Origin of the sequence: Caballeronia sp. dw_276 (assembly GCF_018449635.1) — a bacterium.
Taxonomy (GTDB): domain Bacteria; phylum Pseudomonadota; class Gammaproteobacteria; order Burkholderiales; family Burkholderiaceae; genus Caballeronia.
The window spans coordinates 92669-113095 of record NZ_JAAVUV010000017.1 but is presented as its reverse complement, the minus strand read 5'-3'; the positions used below and the strand labels follow the sequence as shown (position 1 = coordinate 113095).

At 59.6% G+C, this 20427-nt stretch carries 19 protein-coding genes; 7 read left to right on the top strand and 12 right to left on the bottom strand.

Going from position 1 to position 20427, the window contains the following annotated elements:
- Positions 1-198 precede the first annotated feature (198 nt).
- The 4 genes from HB633_RS28345 (at position 199) to HB633_RS28330 (ending at position 5115) form a co-directional block, all read left to right on the top strand.
- On the top strand, positions 199-1068 hold the full coding sequence (locus tag HB633_RS28345; protein ID WP_255581245.1) for an ABC transporter permease subunit: 870 nt from the start codon (positions 199-201) through the stop codon (positions 1066-1068).
- Positions 1065-1775, top strand: coding sequence for an ABC transporter ATP-binding protein (locus HB633_RS28340; protein WP_255581244.1), 711 nt, complete (start codon positions 1065-1067; stop codon positions 1773-1775). The genes HB633_RS28345 and HB633_RS28340 overlap by 4 nt, the downstream gene beginning before the upstream one ends.
- Positions 1776-1861: 86 nt before the next feature.
- Positions 1862-2848: an NrtA/SsuA/CpmA family ABC transporter substrate-binding protein gene (locus HB633_RS28335; RefSeq protein ID WP_213781482.1), complete on the top strand. Its 987-nt coding sequence runs from the start codon at positions 1862-1864 to the stop codon at positions 2846-2848.
- Positions 2848-5115: a molybdopterin-dependent oxidoreductase gene (locus HB633_RS28330; protein ID WP_213781481.1), complete on the top strand. Its 2268-nt coding sequence runs from the start codon at positions 2848-2850 to the stop codon at positions 5113-5115. Before HB633_RS28335 ends, HB633_RS28330 begins: the two co-directional genes overlap by 1 nt.
- Here HB633_RS28330 and HB633_RS28325 read toward each other — a convergent pair.
- The 8 genes from HB633_RS28325 to ahpC form a co-directional block, all read right to left on the bottom strand.
- Entirely contained in the window at positions 5106-6224 is a 1119-nt protein-coding gene (locus HB633_RS28325) for an LLM class flavin-dependent oxidoreductase (protein WP_213781480.1), read from the bottom strand. The two genes, HB633_RS28330 and HB633_RS28325, sit on opposite strands and share 10 nt — an antisense overlap.
- Before the next feature lie 20 nt (positions 6225-6244).
- Positions 6245-7447, bottom strand: coding sequence for an acyl-CoA dehydrogenase family protein (locus HB633_RS28320; RefSeq protein WP_213781479.1), 1203 nt, complete (start codon positions 7445-7447; stop codon positions 6245-6247).
- 13 nt (positions 7448-7460) lie between these two features.
- Positions 7461-8396 (bottom strand): ABC transporter substrate-binding protein, encoded by a 936-nt coding sequence (locus tag HB633_RS28315; RefSeq protein ID WP_213781478.1) that lies wholly within the window; start codon positions 8394-8396, stop codon positions 7461-7463.
- 131 nt (positions 8397-8527) lie between these two features.
- A complete protein-coding gene (locus HB633_RS28310) occupies positions 8528-10117 on the bottom strand; it encodes a rhodanese homology domain-containing protein (RefSeq protein ID WP_213781477.1) in 1590 nt (529 codons plus the stop codon).
- Positions 10118-10170: 53 nt separating this feature from the next.
- A complete protein-coding gene (locus HB633_RS28305; protein WP_213781476.1) occupies positions 10171-11247 on the bottom strand; it encodes an LLM class flavin-dependent oxidoreductase in 1077 nt (358 codons plus the stop codon).
- A 175-nt stretch (positions 11248-11422) separates the two neighbouring features.
- Positions 11423-11887, bottom strand: a complete 465-nt coding sequence (locus tag HB633_RS28300; RefSeq protein ID WP_213781475.1) for a hypothetical protein — start codon at positions 11885-11887, stop codon at positions 11423-11425.
- A gap of 193 nt (positions 11888-12080) precedes the next feature.
- A complete protein-coding gene (ahpF, locus tag HB633_RS28295) occupies positions 12081-13670 on the bottom strand; it encodes an alkyl hydroperoxide reductase subunit F (RefSeq protein WP_213781474.1) in 1590 nt (529 codons plus the stop codon).
- Positions 13671-13799: 129 nt separating this feature from the next.
- Positions 13800-14363: an alkyl hydroperoxide reductase subunit C gene (gene ahpC, locus HB633_RS28290; RefSeq protein ID WP_213781473.1), complete on the bottom strand. Its 564-nt coding sequence runs from the start codon at positions 14361-14363 to the stop codon at positions 13800-13802.
- Positions 14364-14574: 211 nt separating this feature from the next.
- Between ahpC and HB633_RS28285 the strand changes: the two genes are divergently transcribed.
- Entirely contained in the window at positions 14575-15270 is a 696-nt protein-coding gene (locus tag HB633_RS28285) for an NAD(P)-binding domain-containing protein (RefSeq protein ID WP_213781472.1), read from the top strand.
- A gap of 44 nt (positions 15271-15314) precedes the next feature.
- Here HB633_RS28285 and HB633_RS28280 read toward each other — a convergent pair whose 3' ends face one another.
- Positions 15315-16958 (bottom strand): ABC transporter substrate-binding protein, encoded by a 1644-nt coding sequence (locus tag HB633_RS28280; RefSeq protein ID WP_276572790.1) that lies wholly within the window; start codon positions 16956-16958, stop codon positions 15315-15317.
- Between the two features lie 279 nt (positions 16959-17237).
- On the opposite strand from HB633_RS28280, the gene ribA reads away from it, so the two are divergent.
- Both ribA and HB633_RS28270 read left to right on the top strand, forming a co-directional pair.
- A complete protein-coding gene (gene ribA, locus HB633_RS28275; protein WP_056365674.1) occupies positions 17238-17888 on the top strand; it encodes a GTP cyclohydrolase II in 651 nt (216 codons plus the stop codon).
- Between the two features lie 31 nt (positions 17889-17919).
- On the top strand, positions 17920-18393 hold the full coding sequence (locus HB633_RS28270) for a type II toxin-antitoxin system HicB family antitoxin (RefSeq protein WP_346730385.1): 474 nt from the start codon (positions 17920-17922) through the stop codon (positions 18391-18393).
- On the opposite strand, the gene HB633_RS28265 is transcribed toward HB633_RS28270, so the two are convergent.
- From HB633_RS28265 to HB633_RS28255, 3 genes are all read right to left on the bottom strand, one after another.
- Positions 18332-19054 carry a 2OG-Fe(II) oxygenase gene (locus HB633_RS28265; protein ID WP_213781471.1) on the bottom strand — a complete coding sequence of 241 codons (723 nt, stop codon included), beginning with the start codon at positions 19052-19054 and terminating at the stop codon, positions 18332-18334. The two genes, HB633_RS28270 and HB633_RS28265, sit on opposite strands and share 62 nt — an antisense overlap.
- Before the next feature lie 94 nt (positions 19055-19148).
- A complete protein-coding gene (locus HB633_RS28260) occupies positions 19149-19784 on the bottom strand; it encodes a recombinase family protein (protein WP_213781470.1) in 636 nt (211 codons plus the stop codon).
- A 137-nt stretch (positions 19785-19921) separates the two neighbouring features.
- Positions 19922-20407, bottom strand: a complete 486-nt coding sequence (locus tag HB633_RS28255) for a hemerythrin domain-containing protein (protein WP_255581242.1) — start codon at positions 20405-20407, stop codon at positions 19922-19924.
- Positions 20408-20427: the final 20 nt, after the last annotated feature.

Below are 20427 nucleotides of genomic sequence, written 5' to 3'. Positions count from 1 at the left end.
TAAGACGAAACGCGCGAAAGCCTCAAAAGCAGCAACCCGGCATCAACCCCAACCCCCGCGCCACCGTCCTCCCCCTTCTAAGCATAGAAGTTTTATGTGGTTCCAGTATTTTCCCGTTTGTTTAACATCGTGTAGATAGCAGCTTGTTGCTGCTAGCAAAAGCTCGCCGATCACCCGGACAAAAGGAGTCTCCCACCGATGGCAGATGTATTCGCCCGCGGGTCATCCGTTCTCCAGCCCGCCGATGCCGGCACCCCCGCGGCGGCCGCGCGCAAAGGCAACCATGCCGCCCCTTTGGCGCCGTGGCTGCGCTACGTTTCATGGAGCATGCCGCTTTTGCTGCTGATCGTCTGGGAATTGTTCGCGCGTCTCGGCGCTCTGTCGCCAAACGTCTTGCCCGCGCCATCGAAGGTTGCACTTACCGCGTTCCAACTGGTGAAAGAAGGGCGTCTTATCGGCGATATGGCCGTCAGCCTGTTGCGCGCCGCAACAGGTTTCGTGATCGGCGGGTCGATCGGTTTCGCGCTGGGCACGGCCGTCGGCTTTTCAAAAGTCGCTGAGGCGTTTCTTGATCGGAACGTCCAGATGCTGCGCGCCATTCCGTTTCTTGCGGTGTTGCCGCTTGTGATCGTCTGGTTCGGCGTGGGCGAAGCGGGCAAGATTTTCCTCGTATCGCTGGGCGTGATGTTTCCCATCTATATCAACACGGTGCTGGGCATTCGTCAGGTCGATCCCAAGTTGATCGAACTGGGCCGCGTGCTCGGGCTGTCAAATCGAACGCTGATCCGTCGCATCGTCTTGCCGGGCGCATTGCCTTCCGTGCTCGCAGGCGTGCGTTATGCGCTCGCGACCGCATGGCTCGCTTTGGTGGTCGCCGAGACGATAGCGACGAGCACGGGCATCGGCTTTCTTGCGATGGACGCCCGTGAATTCCTGCGCACGGACGTGATCGTGTTGACCATCGTGATCTATGCCGTGATCGGTGTTCTGGCCGATGCGCTTGCGCGCTTTCTCGAACGCCGCTTGTTGTCATGGCACGTGAATTTCGCAAAGGTGCCGCGCTCATGAATTCATTGTCGAAGTCACCGGACGCCGCTGTTGTCGTTCGCAACTTGCGGCGCGTGTACGGCAAGCGTGTCGTCATCGACAGCCTGAACCTGCGGATCGAACGCGGCGAATTCGTCGCGCTGCTCGGCGAAAGCGGCTGCGGCAAGACCACGTTGTTGCGTGCGCTGTCGGGTCTCGATCCTATGGATGGCGGCTCTATCGACGGACCGCGTCTGCCTGCCATCGTGTTCCAGGAGCCGCGTCTTTTGCCGTGGGAAACGCTCGAGCAAAACGTTGCGTTGGGTCTTCCTCCCGGTCCGCAAAGCCGTGCGGCGGCGCAAGCGGCGCTGGAAGAAGTGGGTCTCGGTGAACGTCTCGAAGACTGGCCGCGCAATTTGTCCGGCGGCCAGGCGCAGCGCGTGGCGCTCGCGCGTGCGCTCGTGCAGGAACCTCAGTTGTTATTGCTCGATGAACCCTTTGCCGCGCTCGACGCGCTCACGCGAATCAAGATGCAGCGGCTGGTGAAGCATCTGATCGAGCGTCATCAACCGGGCGTACTGCTCGTGACGCATGACGTGGATGAAGCCATTGCGCTCGCCGACCGCGCGCTGATCATGCGCAACGGCGTGATCGCTGCTGAGTATCAGGTGACGGAGCAGACAAAGCCGGCTTTGCGCGACACGCTGCTCACGCAACTCGGTGTGGACGCCGATACCGCCGCGCACTAATCAGATTACCTAACTAATTTTCATGTTTCCGCGCACCCGTCTGAACGACGGGCGCGATCCCGCTCACCTGTTCTTAACCAAACGCCATGTCAATCGCAAGCACGTCCCTGTGGTCTCGCCGCCGTTTTCTTCAAAGCACTGTTGCTGCATCGGCGTTAGCCACAGGACTTGCTGCGTGTGGCAGCCGCAAGACTGATACCGTTCGCCTCGGCTGGGGGCTCGGCGGCTTGCCGATGCTCGCCAAGGTCCGTGGCGAATTTGAAAAGTCACTGGCGAAAGACAATATCAAGGTGCAATGGATCGGACCGTTTCCGAACCACGCGCCATCGCTTGCGGCTGTCACCGGCGGCAGCGCCGACTTCAGTTTCGGCGGCAGCACGACGCCTGCGCTCGCAGCCATGATCGCAGGTTCGCCACTCGTGTTCACGCAATTTTGCGTGGTCGATCCGCGCAGCACGGCGATCATCGCGAAGGATGGATCGGGCATCGACAAGATCGAGGATCTGGTTGGCAAGACGGTCGCAGTTAACCGGTCGGGCCTCGGCGAGTTCCTGCTTGTTGCTGCGCTCGAAAAACACAAAGTGCCACGCGATGCCGTGAAGATGGTGTACCTGAATCCGCCGGATGCGGCGCCGGCCTTCTCGCAAGGCAAGATCGATGCATGGTCGATGTGGAGCCCTGGCGTCGATATCGCGCGTGCGAATTACAAAGGCCACAACATCTTTTTAGAAGGGCGCGATCTTGATTTCCAGATCGATTTCAATTCGTACGTGACTACGCGCAAGTTCTCCGAAGACAACGCCGATATCGTCAAAGCGGTAAATGCGGCGTATCAGCAGGAGGCAAAATGGGCATCGGACAATTCGCAGGAAGCCGAGACCATCGCGCAGCAACAAGGTCACTACAGCGACGAGGTTCGCAACACGCTTGCGAGCATGCAGCGCAAGTTCAACATGCACGGTGTCGCCGATAAAGCCTTCGTTGGTGAGCTGCAGAAGGCGGCGGACTGGCTCGCGGCACGCAGCGTCCTGCCGCAGAAGATCAACGTTTCGGACTATCTCGCGAAGGTTTGATGACGCGGTACACGGCATCGCATTGGGGCATATACGAGGTTCACGAAACTGGACCCTCGCTGCGCCCTTGGCGCGAGGATCGCGATCCGTCGCCGATCGGTTTGCATATGCTCGACGCTACGCGCAGCGATTTACGCGTCAAGCGTCCCGCTGTTCGGCTGGGATGGCTCGAAGGAAAGCGAACCCGGGCGCGCGGCAAGGAACCGTTCGTCCAAGTCGAGTGGGACGAAGCGCTCGACCTGGTTGCAAACGAGCTCCAGCGCGTACGCGATACCCACGGCAACGAAGCCATCTTCGGTGGTTCATATGGCTGGGCCAGCGCCGGCCGATTTCATCATTCCGTCGGGCAATTGCACCGGTTCCTGAACACGCTCGGCGGTTATGTGCGCAGCGTGGACAGTTATAGCCTTGGTGCGGGACGTGTGCTCTTGCCGCACATCGTGGCCCCGATGGACACCGTCCTCGCCGCTAGCGACGACTGGGACACGCTCGCCGAACACACGCGTCTTGTCGTGAGCTTCGGCGGCATGCCGCACAAAAGCGCGCAGATCGATCCGGGCGGCGCGGGGCGGCACCGGTTGCGCGGCGGGATGGAACAGCTTGGCAATCGCGGCGTACGCGTGATCAATATCGGCCCGTGCAGCGAGGATGTGGAGCAGGGCGGCAACGTGGAGTGGCTGCCCATTCGTCCCAATACCGATACCGCCATGATGCTCGCGCTCGCGCACGGCGTGATCGTCGATCGACGTCAAGACCGCGCGTTCCTGCGAACGCATTGTGTCGGCTATGAGAAGTTCGAAGCCTACGTGCTTGGTCGTATCGACGGCACGCCCAAGGACGCTTCGTGGGCGGCGCGGATCACGGGGGCATCGGCGGAGCGCATCCGGGCGTTGTCGAAGGAGATCGGCTCTGAGCGGACCTTGCTCACCGCAACGTGGTCGCTGCAACGCTCGCATCATGGCGAGCAGCCTTTCTGGTGCGTGATCGCACTGGCCGCGATGCTCGGGCAAATAGGCTTGCCCGGCGGCGGTTTCGGTCTTGGCTATGGCGCGACCAATTCAATCGGGTATCGTGGCGCACGTTTCGAAGGACCGACGCTGCCTCAAGGGCGCAATGCGGTAGGCGCATTCATTCCTGTTGCGCGGATTGCAGACATGTTGCTTGAACCGGGCGCTGCTTTCGACTACAACGGCGCGCGCCATCAATATCCATCGATCAAACTCGTGTATTGGGCGGGTGGCAATCCGTTTCATCATCATCAGGATTTGAACCGTCTGGTACACGCGTGGCAGCGGCCCGAAACCATCATTGCGCATGAACAGTTCTGGAACGCGCACGCGAAAATGGCTGACATCGTGTTGCCGGCGACCACCACGCTCGAGCGCGATGACATCGGTTTTTCATCGCGCGAGGCGCATATGGTCGCTATGCGTCGTGTGATCGAACCGGTTGGCGAAGCGCGCGATGACTTCGATATCTTCAACGCGCTCGCGCAACGGCTGGGTGTGTCGTCCGTATTCTCGGAGGATCGCGACACGAACGCATGGCTCAAAAAACTCTACGATGAAGCGCGCCCGCGTGCCGCGAAGGCGGGCATAGCGTTGCCTTCCTTCGATACTTTCTGGCAGCAGGGGCTGCTGGATTTCGCAGGCCGCGAGGCGCCACCGAGTTTTCTCCGGCGTTTTCGCGAGTCGCCCGAAGCGCATCCATTGCCGACGCCATCGGGGAAAATCGAGATCTTCTCGGAGCGCATGGCGAGTTTTGGCTACGAAGATTGTCCGGGATATCCGTGCTGGTTCGAACCGGCGGAATGGACGGGTTCGAAGTCTTCAGGCGAGGAACTGCATCTGCTGTCCGACCAGCCCGCCACGAAGCTTCACAGCCAGCTCGATCATTCCACGTTGAGCCGCGCAGCGCGGCCTCATGGACGTGAACCGCTGAGCATCCATCCATCGGATGCGGTCCGGCTTGGATTGAATGATCACGATCCCGTGCGGGTTTTCAACGCCCGTGGCGCGTGCATTGCGATCGCTCGCGTCACCGCGACCGTCATGCCCGGCGTAGTGAAGTTATCGACAGGTGCATGGTTCGATCCCGGCGATGACATCGAAAAACATGGCAATCCGAATGTGTTGACCGCGGACCGGCCGGCGTCGAAATTATCGCAAGGGTGCTCGGCGCAAACCTGTTTGGTAAGCGTCGAGCGGTGGCACGGACCCTTGCCCGATCTCACCGCTTTCACGTTGCCGGAGTTCGTTCAGGCCTGAGCCGGTTCGAGTTCCTTTGCCTCGCTCTTGCTATCTTCCTTCGCTACGGCCGCGTGCACGAGCGGCAGCAGGTCGCGTCCATAAGCGAGCGCGTCTTCAAGCGGATCGAAGCCGCGAATCAGGAACGTCGAGATGCCGAGACGGTAATACTCGATCAACGCTTCAGTCACCTGTTCGGGCGTCCCGACCAGAGATGTCGAGTTGCCGGCCGCCTTCGTCAGCGCGGCGATTCCCGTCCACAGACGTTTATCGACAACGGTGCCTTTCGCCGCCTCTGCGAGCAGACGTTGCGAGCCCACGTTCTTCGGGTCGCTCGGACGGCGCGTGAAGTTCGGGTTGCTCGTCACCACTTGCTTCGCACGTTCCAGGATTGATTCAGCCCGGGCCCACGCAGCGTCTTCTGTGGCAGCAATGATCGGCCGCAATGAAAGGCTGAACCGGATTGCGTGTTCGCGTCCGTAAGGCCGGGCCGCTGCACGCACGCGTTCGATCGTTTCCGCGACTTGCGCAAGTGACTCGCCCCAGAGCGCGAAGACATCGGCATGCTTGCCTGCAACCTGGATCGCCGCATCCGACGAGCCGCCGAAATACACCGGCAAATGCGGCTTCTGCACCGGGCGGATCAACGACCGATGTCCACGTACTTTGTAGAACTCGCCATCGTGATCGAACGGTTTTTCGCTTGTCCACGATTGTTTGACGACGTCGAGGTATTCATCGGTACGTTTGTACCGATCGTCGTGTTCGAGGAAGTCGCCATCGCGTTGTTGTTCCGTATTGTCGCCGCCCGAAATGATGTGGACCGCCGTGCGTCCCGCGCTGAAATGATCCAGCGTTGCAAGCTGGCGGGCGGCGAGTGTCGGTGCAACAAAACCCGGTCGATGTGCGAGCAGAATCCCCAGGCGCTTTGTCTGCTGTGCGACGAACGACGCAATCTGGAACCCATCCGGCGACGCACTGGAATGCGCGATCAGCACGCGATCGAAACCACCGTATTCATGCGCTTGCGCAACGGCCGCGATGTACGGCGGATTGACTGCGGGACCTTGCGGCAAGTGGATTTCGCTCGATTCCTGATGGCTGACATAGCCGATGAATTCAACGCTCATGATGTGTTCCCTTGAAGAGATTATTGAAGCGTGGCGAATGCGGCACGGCCGAGGGCGCCCAGCAGTGCATCGTTTTGTGGCGTATGGATCCGCGAGCACAGCACGTCGCGGTGATGCCGTTCAAGCGCGTTATTGCGGCTCAAGCCCGGATTGCCGCTTGCTTCCACGGCAATCTCGACCGCGTTGATGGCATTCTGCGTAACGAGAAACTTGATAGCCGGCGCTTCATCCAGCGGTATGCGACCGTATGCGCCGGCATCCAGCAACACGCGGTTGTTCAGCAGCAATGCATCTATACGTCCCAGTGTCTGCTGGAAACTGCCAAGACTCGACAAGGGCGCGCCAAGGTTCGCAGGTTTGCGATCCGCGGCCCAATGCGCAAACCAGTCGCGCGCGGAACGGGCGACGGCATCATAAATGGATGACAGCAATACGTTCATCCACAACGTGGTGAGCGGGTCCATGCCGGCGACATTCGCTTCGGGATGATTCAGATCGACAGCATGCGCAGCGGGGACGCGCACGTTCTCGAAGATCACTTCATGGCTGCCGGTTGCCCGCATGCCGAGGTGATTCCATGGTTCGCCGAAGCGGATGCCCGGCGTATCGCGATGCACGAGGAACGTGCCGACGCGCGGCGCGGCTTCGTCCGTTCGACCCCAGACGGCGAACCACGTCAGGCCGGGACTGCCGGTTGAATAGATCTTGCTGCCGTTGAGAATCCATGCATCGTCGGAATCGGTCAGGCGTCCTATCGTACCGGGCAGACCGCCGCGCGATGGCGAACCGAGTTCCGGTTCGACGCGCAACGAGTTGATGAGCGCGCCGTTTTCCACCGCGTCGCGCGCGACCTGTTCCTTCAACGCTTGCGGCCAGTTGGGATTGGCTTGCAAACGCAGATGGTAAAGCGATTGCATGACAAGGATCAGCGCCGTCGATGGTTCACCACGCGCGACCGCATGAATGACTTTGCGAACCTGCGGCAACGTGGCCTCGCGGCCGCCGAGCGCGCGCGGAACGGTCAACGCGAGCAACCCGGCGCTGCGAAGGCGCGCCAGATTGTCATGTGGAAAGATCGCGTCGCGATCGAGCGCGCCGGCCGTTGCCGCGAACGCTTGCGTGAGCGCGGCGAGCCATTCATCTGCGGCGGCGCTGTCAAGGTCGGCGAGTGCGTCGAGCGCGGCTGGATCTTGAAGGTCGGTGTCGGGATGCCGTACGGTCATGAGAAAAAATCCGTTAGTGCGCGGTGAATTGAGTATCGAAGCTTGGCGTGACGTCGAGCGTCGTTTTGATCACGCCCGCGCGAACGTACAGGTCGGCGGTGCGCTGCTGTTCTGCGATCACCGTTTTATCGATGACTATTGGTTTGAGCTGCGCCCGCTGATACACGACCTTGAGGACATCGACCGGCAAGTGCGTCACGCGTGACTGGATCGCCGCAACCTCATCCGGATGAGTCAACGCCCAGCGTTGACCTTCCGCCACGCGATGCACGAAGTCATCGATTTGGGCACGCTTGGTTGCAAGCGATGTATCAGTTGCAGCCTGGAAACTCAGGCCGGAGGACAAACCCACGCCATTCGCGACGCTGCGGTTTTTGTCGCGCAATTCGCCGAGTGCAACGTACGGGTCCCACGTGGACCATGCATCGACGTTGCCTGACTCGAGCGCCGACTTGGCGTCGGCGGGTTGCATGTATTGGAACGAAACTTCGGAGAGCTTGATGCCCGCGCGTTCGAGCGTAGCGACAGCAAGATAGTGACCGATGGAACCGCGCGTGGTGGCAATGCGTTTGCCTTTCAGATCGGCCGCGTTTTTTATCGATGAACCGTCCGGCACGAGAATCGCCAGGTCAACGGGTGTCGATCGCGTGGCGGCCACCGCGCGAACTCGCGCGCCTGCGGCGTACGCGAAGATCAACGGGGCATCGCCGAGACCGCCTACATCGATTGCGCCTGCGTTCAAAGCTTCGCCCAGCGGCTGCGCGGCGGGAAAATTGAACCACTCGATCTTGTACGGGACGTCTTTAAGCTGACCGGAGGCTTCCAGGATGCCGCGCGTTTGCAACTGCTGGTCGCCGACTTTCAGAACCGTTTCAGCGTTCGATGCAAGCGGGCAGAGCGCTGTGATTACTGTCAGCGCGGCGATCGACAGGAGACTGCGTCGTTTCATGAATCATCCATGCAAGAGAAAAGATTCACGATACGGACCGTCGTGACATTAGACAAACGCATTGTTCTGCTTTGCTAATCGTCGAAATTGGAATGACGCGCGCGCGGCCCGTGCGCGTCATTCGCGCTGCTTCAGATTACAAAAAAGCCGTGCGTACCGTCGCGTTCCAGTTGCGCGACCAGCCCGTATTCCCATTCGAGGTATGCGTTCATTGCTTCGCGCGGCGCGTCGGTGCCTTCATAGGGACGGCGGTATCTGTCGATACGCGGTGACGCCAGATGCGTCTCGCCTTTCTCGAGCGGCAAGCCGGCCGCGATCCACGAAGCCGTGCCGCCTTCGAGCAGCAACACGGGCTTACCCGTCAGCGCCGCGACGTCGGGTCCGGCGAACGCCGCGAGCGCGCTCGTTCCGCACGTAACAACGTATTGCTTTGCGTCGGGCAATGCGGGGAGGTCTTCGGGCAAACGCGAACGCACGGCCCACCACGCGCCTGGGATATGTCCCTTCACGTGATTGGCGCTCGCGGTGAAGTCGAGCACGATAGTCTTGCTCGACGGATCGTCGAGTAAAGCTGCGAGATCCTTCGCGGTGATCGCGGGGAGTGGCGACGGTTGCGCTTTTGCGCCTCGCCACGGGCCTTGTTCGGTCAACGCGGCATCGGCTGAATCATCGATTACGTAGACGTCGTTGTTCATCTGCGCGAGCCATGACGCCGTCATATTGGCGCGTACGCCATCGTCATCGAAGAGCACGATGCGCGCGCCGCGAACCGGCGCGAACATCTCCGTTTCCTGCACGAGCTGACCACCCGGCGCACCCTGGAAGCCCACGGCATGAGCGTGCTCGTATTCGGCTGGCGTGCGGACATCGAAGCGATATGTCGTGCGTGTCGAGTCTTCCGCCCAACGTTGCGTGTCCGCAAACGTCGTGCGCTTTACGCCCGCGCGATCCGCAACTGAACGGGCCGATGCACGCGCGGCTTCGTCGGTGCGGCCGTCATCGATTGCGAATTGTTTTGCGCTGCCGTGTGCGAGCGTCTGCCCTGCAAGCAGCCAGCCGATCGTGCCGTTGCGCAAAGCCGATACCGGATTCGGCAGTCCCGCATTCACAAGCGACTGCGTACCGATAATGCTGCGCGTGCGCCCCGCGCAATTCACGATCACGCGCGTCTTCGGATCGGGCGCGAGCGCGCGGGCGCGCAACACGAGTTCGGCGCCCGGCACGCTGATGCTGCCGGGAATGTTCATCGTCTGGTATTCGTCGTAGCGGCGCGCGTCGAGCACGACCACGTCCTCGCCGCTTTTCAGCAACGCATCGACCGCTTCCGCCGATAACGCCGGCGTATGCTGTTTCGCTTCCACGAATTCACCAAACGATTTGCTCGGCACGTTGACGTCGCGGAACACTTCACCGCCCGCACGTTCCCAGCCTTTCAGGCCGCCGTCGAAAACAGCGACATCGGTATAACCAAGCGCTTCAAAACGTTTTGCGGCGCGTTGCGCGAGGCCCTCGCCGTCATCGAGAAGAACGATCGGCACGCTCTTGCGCGGCAATTTCGTCAATGCATCGAGTTCGATTTTCGACAAAGGCAGGTTCGCGGCGAACAACGGATGACGCTGCGCGTGCGGATCTTCCTCGCGTACATCGAGGAAGGCGATTTCGCGCCTGGAAAGAAGGGCATCGCGTACGTCGTTGAAACTGCGCAGTGGGGTGGCGCTCATGAATGAAGTCGTTCCTTCGAGGGAGGAGTGGTGCAGTGAGACGCGACGACGCCTCAGGCGGCGTGCGCAACACGCGATGTCAGCTCGCGGGTAAGCGGGATCAATTCGCGGCCATAGTCGAGGGCGTCCTCGAGCGGATCGAAGCCGCGAATGAGGAACGTGGTGACGCCGAGCGCGTGATACTCGGCCAGTGTTTCTGCGACTTGCGAAGGCGTGCCTACGAGCGCGGTTGAATTCGAGCGGCCGCCAATCTCTTTGGCCACGCCGGTCCAGAGGCGGTCATCGGCGCGCACGCCATCGCCGGCGGCCGCGAGCAGGCGCCGCGCGCCTTCGCTTTGTTGCGGGGTGGCTTCGCTTAAGCCCTGTTCCGCGCGCAGGCGCCGGGTCTCGGCGAGGATATGTTCCGCGCGTTCCCATGCGGCCTTTTCGGTAGCCGCGAGGATCGGCCGGAACGATACCGAGAAGCGCACGTCACGCCCATGTTTTGCCGCTTCGGCGCGAACGCGGGTCACTTGTTCGTGAACCTGGTCCTTCGACTCGCCCCAAAGCGCATACACGTCCGCGTGCTTGCCAGCCACTTCGAGCGCCGGCGCCGATGCACCGCCAAAGTAGATCGGCACGTAAGGCGCCTGCTTTGGCTTGACTTCGGAGAATGCTTGTTCAAAGCGGTAGTAGCGGCCTTCGTGATCGAAAGGTTTCGATTCGGTCCATACGCGCCGCAGGATCTGCAGGTATTCATCGGTGCGGGCGTAGCGTTCATCGTGCGAAAGAAAATCGCCATCGCGACGTTGTTCGGTATCGCTGCCGCCCGAGATGAAGTGCACCGCGAGGCGTCCGCCGCTGAGTTGATCTAGCGTGGCGAGTTGGCGCGCCGCGAGTGTCGGCGCAACAAAACCCGGCCGATGCGCGAGCATGAAATGAATGCGCTCCGTGACGCCGGCCGCGTAGGCGACGGTCAGCATGGCGTCAGGACTAGTCGATTGATAGGGCACGAGAATGCGGTCGAAGCCGGCTTTTTCATGCGCCTGCGCGAACTCGCGCGTGTAGTCGATATCGATAGCGGGACCGCGCGCCAGATATGTTTCCGACACCTTCTGCTGCTGGATCATGCCGATGAATTCGACGCTCACGAACGCTGCTCCTCGTTGGACTGCACTGTGAGGCAGTGCGCGAAGAAACGCTTCATGACGCCTGCCGATTGCCTTGAAGGCTAACATCGGCATATGCAAATCTTAAATATCAATCCGAGCTAAACATATCGGAATGGTGGGGTTGAGCCAAGGCTTTCAATACTCCAACGCCGCGCTAAGCTCCTTTCCCTGACCCCGACCTGGCGCTCGCAGGCGACCGTGCTTTCCATCGAATGGTTGTCTCGTTGCCGACCACCTCGTCCATCGCCGATGCAATCAGTTCAACCCGTTCCTCGCGCGTAAAGCTGGAATAGGCGACGCCATCCACCACGCCATGTTTCTTGAGCAAATGAATTGCGGCCGACCGGTTCGCTTTTTCCAGTTCCAGGTCTTCCTGCGCCTGCATCAATGCCGCGGTCAGACTCGCAACCGCTGCTTTTTCCTGCGCGACATCGAATTGCATGAGGTCCATCTTGACCTGAAGCTCCGGCGCGCTTGCCGATACTCGAGTTTTCAATTGCGCCAATTCACGCCGTAATGCGCTTTCGCGTTCAAGTGTCCGTTCGAGTCTTTGCGTCACGGCGGGATTGGAACGTACGCCGCGAAAGAGGGTAGAAAAGGTGTTGTCCAGGATTCCCATGACCGTTGACCTCGGGCAGATGTTTGTCAGCTTCCGATATCAACGGCAAGCCAATAGAAAACTTTAGCTTTTCATCAGATGATTAAGAACGAAAAAACAAAACGCCCGATAATCAATCGCATCGCGATTATCGGGCGTTCCGTGAAACGAATTGACTAGCGGATTAAAATCCAGCCGGCAATATAAATTAAAATCAGGCAACCACTTCTTCAGCCGCAACTTCAACCTCTTCCGATACCGAATTGCGAATCAGATAATCAAAGGCGCTCAGCGATGCCTTTGCACCTTCTCCAACTGCAATCACGATCTGCTTGTACGGCACTGTGGTGACGTCGCCCGCGGCAAACACGCCCGGCACTGACGTTGCACCCTTGGCATCGACCACGATTTCACCGTGACGCGACAACTCAATCGTGCCCTTGAGCCATTCCGTATTCGGCACGAGACCGATCTGCACGAACACACCTTCCAGCTCGATGTGCTTCGCTTCACCCGAACGCAGGTCCTTGTACGAAAGTCCGTCGACCTTCTTGCCGTCGCCGGTAACCTCCGTGGTCTGCGCTTGCGTGATGATCGTTACGTTCTTCATGCTGCGAAGCTTGCGCTGCAAAACGGCATCGGCACGCAACTCGGCGCCGAATTCGATCAACGTCACCGCGCTGACAATACCCGCCAGATCGATCGCTGCTTCCACGCCGGAATTACCGCCACCGATCACGGCCACGCGCTTGCCCTTGAAGAGCGGACCATCGCAATGCGGGCAATACGCCACGCCATGATTGCGATACTCCTTCTCGCCCGGCACGTTGATTTCGCGCCACCGTGCGCCGGTTGCCAAAACGATCGTCTTCGCTTTCAGCACCGCGCCGTTGGCGAGACGCACTTCGTGAATCTTGCCCGGCACGAGCGCTTCGGCGCGTTGCACGTCCATGATGTCCACTTCGTAGCTCTTGACGTGCTGTTCCAGTGCCGTCGCGAATTGCGGTCCTTCCGTCTCTTTCACGGAAACAAAGTTTTCGATGGCAAGCGTATCCAGCACTTGTCCGCCGAATCGTTCTGCCGCCACGCCAGTCGAAATGCCCTTGCGCGCTGCGTAGATAGCCGCAGCCGCGCCGGCAGGTCCGCCGCCGACGATCAACACATCAAATGTGCCTTTGCCTTCGATTTCCTTTGCGGCCCGCGCGCCGGCATTGCTGTCGAGCTTGGCGAGGATTTCCTTCACGCCGGTACGGCCCTGGCCGAACACTTCGCCGTTCATATAGACGGTCGGTACGGCCATGATCTGGCGCTTCTCGACTTCGTCCTGGAACAACGCGCCGTCGATGGTGACCTGGCGGATACGCGGGTTGATGAGCGCCATCACGTTCAGCGCCTGCACGACTTCCGGGCAGTTCTGGCATGACAGCGAGATATACGTTTCAAACGAATAGTCGCCGTCGAGCGAGCGGATCTGTTCGATCACGGCGTCGTCGAGCTTGACCGGGTGGCCGCCGGTTTGCAGCAGCGCCAGCACGAGCGATGTGAATTCATGGCCCATCGGAATGCCTGCGAAGCGGATGCCCGTGGGCTTGCCCGGTTCGCCGATGGAAAACGACGGCTTGCGTTGGTCGTCGTCGCGCTTTTCGATCACCGCAATGCGGTCCGACAGCGTGGCGATTTCTTGAAGCAGGTCTTTCAGCTCGACCGATTTCGGCGAGTCATCGAGGGAAGCGACGATCTCGATCGGCCGGCTGACCTTTTCCAGATACGCTTTCAACTGAGTCTTGAGGTTGGCTTCCAGCATGGCGGTTTCGAGTCCGTTTAAAGATGGTTTTTGTTCGAGAGGCGTGCTGACAGACATCCGGGCCGCGAACGGCCCGGACAGTACAGCGCTTTACAACTATTTTTAAGCTTTTTTCGGCTACGAAGCAGCTTAGATCTTGCCGATCAGGTCGAGTGACGGGGTCAGCGTTTCAGCGCCCGGCGTCCACTTGGCAGGGCAAACTTCACCCGGATGTGCCGCGATGTATTGCGCTGCCTGAACCTTGCGCAGCAATTCGCCAGCGTCGCGGCCAATGCCGTTGTCATGGATTTCGCACAGCTTGATCTCGCCTTCCGGGTTGATCACGAACGTGCCGCGCAGCGCCATGCCTTCTTCTTCAATCAGCACGTCGAAGTTGCGCGAGATTGCCAGCGTCGGATCGGCAATCATCGGATACTCGATCTTGCCGATCGTGTCCGACGTGTCGTGCCATGCCTTGTGCGTGAAGTGGGTGTCGGTCGACACGCTGTAGATTTCCACGCCCAGCTTCTTGAATTCTGCATAGCGGTCGGCCAGATCGCCGAGTTCCGTCGGGCAAACGAACGTGAAGTCAGCCGGGTAGAAGACCACGACGGACCACTTGCCCTTCAGGCTTTCGTCGGTAACCGGCACGAATTCGCCATTGTGAAAAGCAGTTGCTTTGAACGGTTTGACCTGGCTGTTGATGATCGGCATTGCGTGAGTCCTTGTGTTGAAGTGTTGAAGTGGTTCAGGAATGAGATGAAGTATGCGGGTTTGCCCTTGATTAGGAAAATCGAATGATTCAATGAGGCCGATGCGAATTACCTATGGGTCACGCCGCGGCGGGCATTCTAGCGCGTCCGGCGATCTCAGGCATAGCCGTTGCGCGCCTTGTGCAACGGGCATCTAAACGAAAGGAGGGTGTATGAAGATTGGCATTATTGGTGCGGGAAACATTGGTCAGGTACTGGCGCTTCGATGGGTCGAGCATGGTCACGAAGTGTTGATCGGCAATTCGCGGGGGCCGAATACGCTGGCTGAAGTCGCGGCTGAAACGGGCGCGAAGGCCGCCGAACTTGCCGATGTCGTCCGCGGCGCCGACGTGATCGTGGTGACGATTCCTGAAAAGAAGGTGCTGAATCTGCCGGCGGAATTGTTCGCGGAAGTGCCGGAAACGACGGTGATTATCGATACGGGAAATTATTATCCGCGTGAGCGCGATGGACGTATTGATGGAATCGAGTCAGGCATGCTGGAAAGCGAGTGGGTCGCCCAGCAGATTGGGCGTCCGGTCATCAAGGCGTTTAACAATATCTACGCGGCGCATTTGCGCAATCACGGCAAGCCTGAAGGCGCAGAGGGACGCATTGCGCTGCCGGTATCGGGCGATAACGCCGACGCCAAGGCAGTGGTCCTGCAACTGGTCAACGAAATAGGCTTCGATGCCTTCGATAACGGCGGAATCGATAACTCCTGGCGCCAGCAGCCGGGAACGCCGGTCTACACGAAGGACTTCAATCTGGAAGGGCTGAAGGCGGGATTGCAGAAGGCCGACAAGACGCGCACGCCCCAATGGAGCGCGACGGACAAGAGCCCGGGAAGTTTCGAGCAACCGGCGTAGGGGTAAAGCGGCGGATCTGCGCGCCCGCCGCGCTTTCTGAAAACTCAGTCCAGCGATACCCCGTCGAACCGATGCCCGCCCAACGGGCTCAGTTCGTAGCCTTTCACGTTTTTCGTCATCAACTGGAACGCGTTGGCATGCGCAAGCGGCGTGTAAGGAACCTGATCCTTGAACACGACTTGCGCCTCTTCATAAAGCTTCGTGCGGGCGTTCTGATCGGTTATCAGGCGTGCCTTGCCGAGCAGATCGTCGAATTGCTTGTTGCACCACTTCGCCATGTTGCTGCCGTGAACAGCGTCGCAACCGAGCGTGGTGCCGAGCCAGTTGTCCGGGTCGCCGTTATCGCCCATCCAGCCGTAGAGGATGGCATCGTGCTCGCCGGCCTGTTTTGCGCGCTTGTTGTACTCGGCCCATTCATACGAGACGATGTTCGCCTTCACGCCAATCTTCGCCCAGTCCGACTGGATCAATTGCGCCATCAGCCGGGCGTTCGGGTTATAACCGCGCTGCACGGGCATGGCCCAGAGCGAGATGGCGAAGCCGTTCGGAAAACCCGCTTGCTTCAACAGATCGCGCGCCTTGGCGGGGTCGTACGGCGCGTCCTTCAGCGCCTTGTTGTAGGACCATTGCGAAGGCGGCATCGGGTTCGACGCGACGGTCGCCGCGCCTTCGTAGACGCTCTTCAGGATGGCTTGTTTATCGATGGACATATCCAGCGCGCGCCTGACCAGCACGTTGTCGAGCGGCTTGTGCGTGGTGTTGTAGCCGACATAAGCCACGTTGAATCCGACGCTCGAAAGCACCGCGAGCTTCGGGTTGTTGCGTGCGCTTTGAATGTCGGCCGGCCGGGCGTACGACGTCATCTGGCATTCGCCGCCCGTGAGTTTCTGCATGCGCACGGCGGCATCGGGCGTGATCGCAAAAACCAGCTTCGAGATATGCACGTCCTTCTTGTTCCAGAAGTCGGGATGCGCGTCATATCGAATGGTCGCGTCCTTCTGATAATCGCGGAACACGAACGGTCCCGTGCCAACGGGCTTCTGGTTCAATTCCTCGGCCTTGCCCGCCTTGAGCAACTGGTCGGCATATTGGGCCGAAACAATGGACGCAAATTCCATCGCGATATTGCGCACGAAAACCACGTCGGAGGTGCGCAACGTAAAGCGCACGGTGTAGTCATCGAGTTTTTCAACCGATGCAATATTCTTGTCGTAACCGAGATCGCTCAGGTACGGGAAGCTGACCGGGTGCGCCTTCTGGAACGGATTTTCCGGGTCGATCATGCGCTTGAACGTAAAAACGACGTCGTCGGCGTTGAAGTCGCGTGTGGGTTTGAACCAGTCGGTGGTCTGGAACTTGACGCCGTGCCGGAGATGGAACGTGAAAGTCTTGGCGTCGGGCGACTCTTCCCACTTCTCGGCGAGACCGGGAACGAGGTCGAGCGAACCGCGCTTGAATTCGACGAGCGTGTCGTAGACGGCGTGCGCGCCGGCATCGAAGTCCGTGCTGGTGGTGTATTGCGCCGAATCGAAGCCCGCCGGACTGCCTTCCGAGCAAAACACCAGCGTTTTGCCCGCCGCCTGAGCCGAGGTGGAGATGGCGCCGGACGCAGCAAGTGCGATCAATACGGAGCCCGCCGCGCGGGCCATGCGGGGAAGGGTGAAGGACGAGCGGCTTTTCTTGGGCATGGAGGATGGTCGGGTAGTTGTCTATGTAGCCATGTACTTTACCAACCGGGGAATTTTTATCGAAGCGAGACGTTCTTCTTTCGATATGCCAGATTCGTCTCGTATGCGTCGAATTTCATGCGGGAAGCGGCGGTTGCACGTCACAGGCTGCAAATATTTCGCGGGCGTTTTAACATGTCGGACCGGGCGGCACCGCATAACGATAAATTTACCGGTTCAGCCGGCGGGCAAAAGCCTTCCCGCACGCGGCCCGCGCCCTTAAATGCTGTACAAGAGAACATGAAAAACGTTTCCGATTCAACGGCATCGACTGCCGAAGCTGTCAACGACGAATGCGTCGAACTCGTGGCGAAGGCCACGATTCCCACGCGCTACGGTGTGTTTGAGTCCCATGTGTATCGCGTGAAAAGTACCGGCGCGGAACATTTGACGCTGATCATGGGCGATGTCGCCAACGGCGAATCCGTGCTTTGCCGCCTGCATTCCGAATGCGTCACCGGCGACGTATTCGGCTCGTACCGCTGCGATTGCGGCGAGCAGCTCGATCTGGCAATGCGGTATATCGCTGCGGAAAATCGCGGGATCTTGCTGTATTTGCGCGGCCATGAAGGCCGTGGGATTGGGCTTGCGAACAAGATTCGCGCGTATGCGCTGCAAGAACAGGGTTACGACACTGTCGATGCCAACCTGCATCTTGGTCTTCCCGACGACGCACGGGAATACGATTCGGCCGCGGCGATCTTGCGCGCGCTGGATGTGCGCTCGGTGCGCCTGATGAGCAACAACCCGTCGAAGTTCGATACGCTGCTCAAGCACGACATTCCGGTTTGCGAGCGCGTTGCCCTGGCTATTCCGATGCGCGAGGAGAATGAGCGATATATCAAGACGAAGCAGGTCAAGTTTGGGCATTATTTCGACGAGAACGAATAAGCGAACGTTCGCCTGACCTGCAGCGGGTCCCATGTTTTCTTACCCCGTGAAAATGGAGCGGGATTCGAATAACACGTTTCTCGTGACCTTCCCGGATATCCCCGAGGCGGTGTCCATGGGGCACGACGAAGACGAAGCGCTGCTCAATGCACTGGACGCGCTCGAGAGCGCCATCAAAATCTACTTCGATGAAAAACGCGAAGTTCCGCCACCTTCGAAACCAAAAAAGGACAAACGGTCGTCAAACTACCTGCACTCGTGGGTTCGAAGGTACTGCTTGCAAACGAGATGGTCCGTTAGGGGGGGGTGGAAGTCGGAATTGGCACGCCGTCTCGTTCCTCCAAGCTCGACGCCATTGAAGCGGCGTTCGCCAAGCTCGGCAAGCAACTGGAAGTTTCTATTTCATAATCCATTGAGGACACTCGGGGGCAGGCGTTGGCGATTCACGTTGCATCGTGGAAAATCACGCCAACCGTATGCCGGTGCCCCGAGCGCAGTCGGCTGACTCCGTGCCGCAGATTCACCCTATACACGCCGCGCGTCCCGTTCACCGGCCTGTGGTGCACGGCAAAGATCACGGCATCGCCTTGAGCCAAAGGCACGACTTCAGCCCGCGATTGCATGCGCGGCCGCTGTTCGGTCATCACAAATTCACCGCCTGTGAAGTCGCGCCCTGGAACGGACAGCAGGATTGCCAACTGAAGCGGAAACACGTGCTCGCCGTACAGGTCCTGGTGCAGGCAGTTGTAATCGCCTTCATCGTATTGAAGGATCAAGGGCGTTGGCCTGGTTTGCCCCGCAGCATGGCATTTATGAATGAAGTCGGCATGCGCCGCGGGATAACGCGTGTCGATACCCATTGACGCGTTCCACCGGTTCGCGACCGGCGCGAGATGGGGATAAACCGTTTCGCGTAACGTGCCGATAATCCCCGGCAACGGGTAAGCGTAGTACTTGTATTCGCCGCGCCCGAAGCCATGGCGGCCCATGACCACGCGGCTTCTATACAGGTCATCTTGCGCATAGAGCGCCGAGAGCGATTCGCATTCTGCGGCGGTCAGAAGTTTTTCGACGGTCGCGCAGCCGTATCGATTCAAATCGTCTTCTATCTCGTGCCAGTCGATTGTGTCGATGCGCGCGGCAATGTCTGTGTTCAAAAGGTCCATCGGCGATGTCTCCTTGCAGATTCAATCTACCGATTTTCCGCGAGTCCAGCTTTCCGGGCACGCCGGATGTTGCGCTTTCATTCCCGTTGACCTGCTAGTGGTCCATACGCGTCGACGCTGCCGCAGCGGCAGCGCCGTCCCGAGGCGCGGTCTGTCTCGAAGCCGCGTCGCGCAAACGGATGATCGTCTGGCGCGAGGTGCTGAGAATCCGTGCGACGGCAGTCACAGTGCTGCCCGAAGCCAGCGCGCTGAGCGCCTGCTGCCGCTGCGAGGCAGACAGTGACGCCGGACGTCCCTGCGGCGCGCCGACTTGCTTGGCGATGGCGGCGGCATCGAGTGCACGGGCGCGCTTGGCGTCGCGTTCGAGTTCTGCAGCGAGTTGAAGTATCCGCACGGGCGAGTTGTTGCCGTTGACGCAAAGATCGTTTTTGCCCGCTTCAAGGCAAATGGCGTGCGCCCGTCTGACAGCAATGGCGTTGAGCGTGGAAACGACGTCGCCAATGCCGTTGCCGAGATAACCCAAGCGAGAAACAACCAGCGTGTCGCCAGGCTTGATGCGGCGGATGGCTTGCTGAAGAGCCGGGCGCGACGTTGCCGCGGTCGCGTTGCTGCACTGATCGACCAGCACGGAACCCATGTCAACGAGAAAACCAGCAGCATCGATTTCAAACAGATCGCAGTCGCGAACCTGCTGGCGGCCGCCGGTGTTGATATAGACGAAAAGGGTCACAGGTTCCCTCCAGAGAAAGCCGCGTCCCTGACGCCGGACGCATGCAAGGGGCCAGAACGGGCCCGCGGTTTGTGCGCATGTTAGCAAAACTGCGGACCCGCTCAACGCGCCTGCTGAGTTTGGAGCTTTCAGCGCGTTCAGTGGGCGGTGGCGACTTCCGTGATTTTGTTTTGAAGCGCCTCACGGCGTTTTGCGATGCGCTCTCCCATTGCCACCAGATCGAGTTTGGTTTTTCGAAGCTCGGGGAACAATTCCGATTCTTCTTCCTCGACGTGATGATTCACGCTTTCGGTCAACACCTTGAATGTGGCGTCGAAGCCTTCGTCGCCGGCTTTCATGGTCGTGAATTTATCGATCAGCGTCTTGACCAGAAAGTGTTCCACGTACGCTTCGTTGACATCGTCCTTGTCGTCCTTGCCGAGCGCGGCCTTCGCCGCCGGGTACAGGATTTCTTCTTCCACGATCGCGTGCATGGTGAGCAGCTCGCATGCACGCTGAACCAGCGTCGCCTTGCGCTCGAGGTCGTCTTCCTCGGCGCGCTCGAATGCTTCGAACAGCTTTTCCACTGCGCGATGCTCTTCTTCCAGCATCGTCAACGCGTCCTGCTTTTTGGTGTCGGCCATGACGGCTCCTTGTGTGGGGG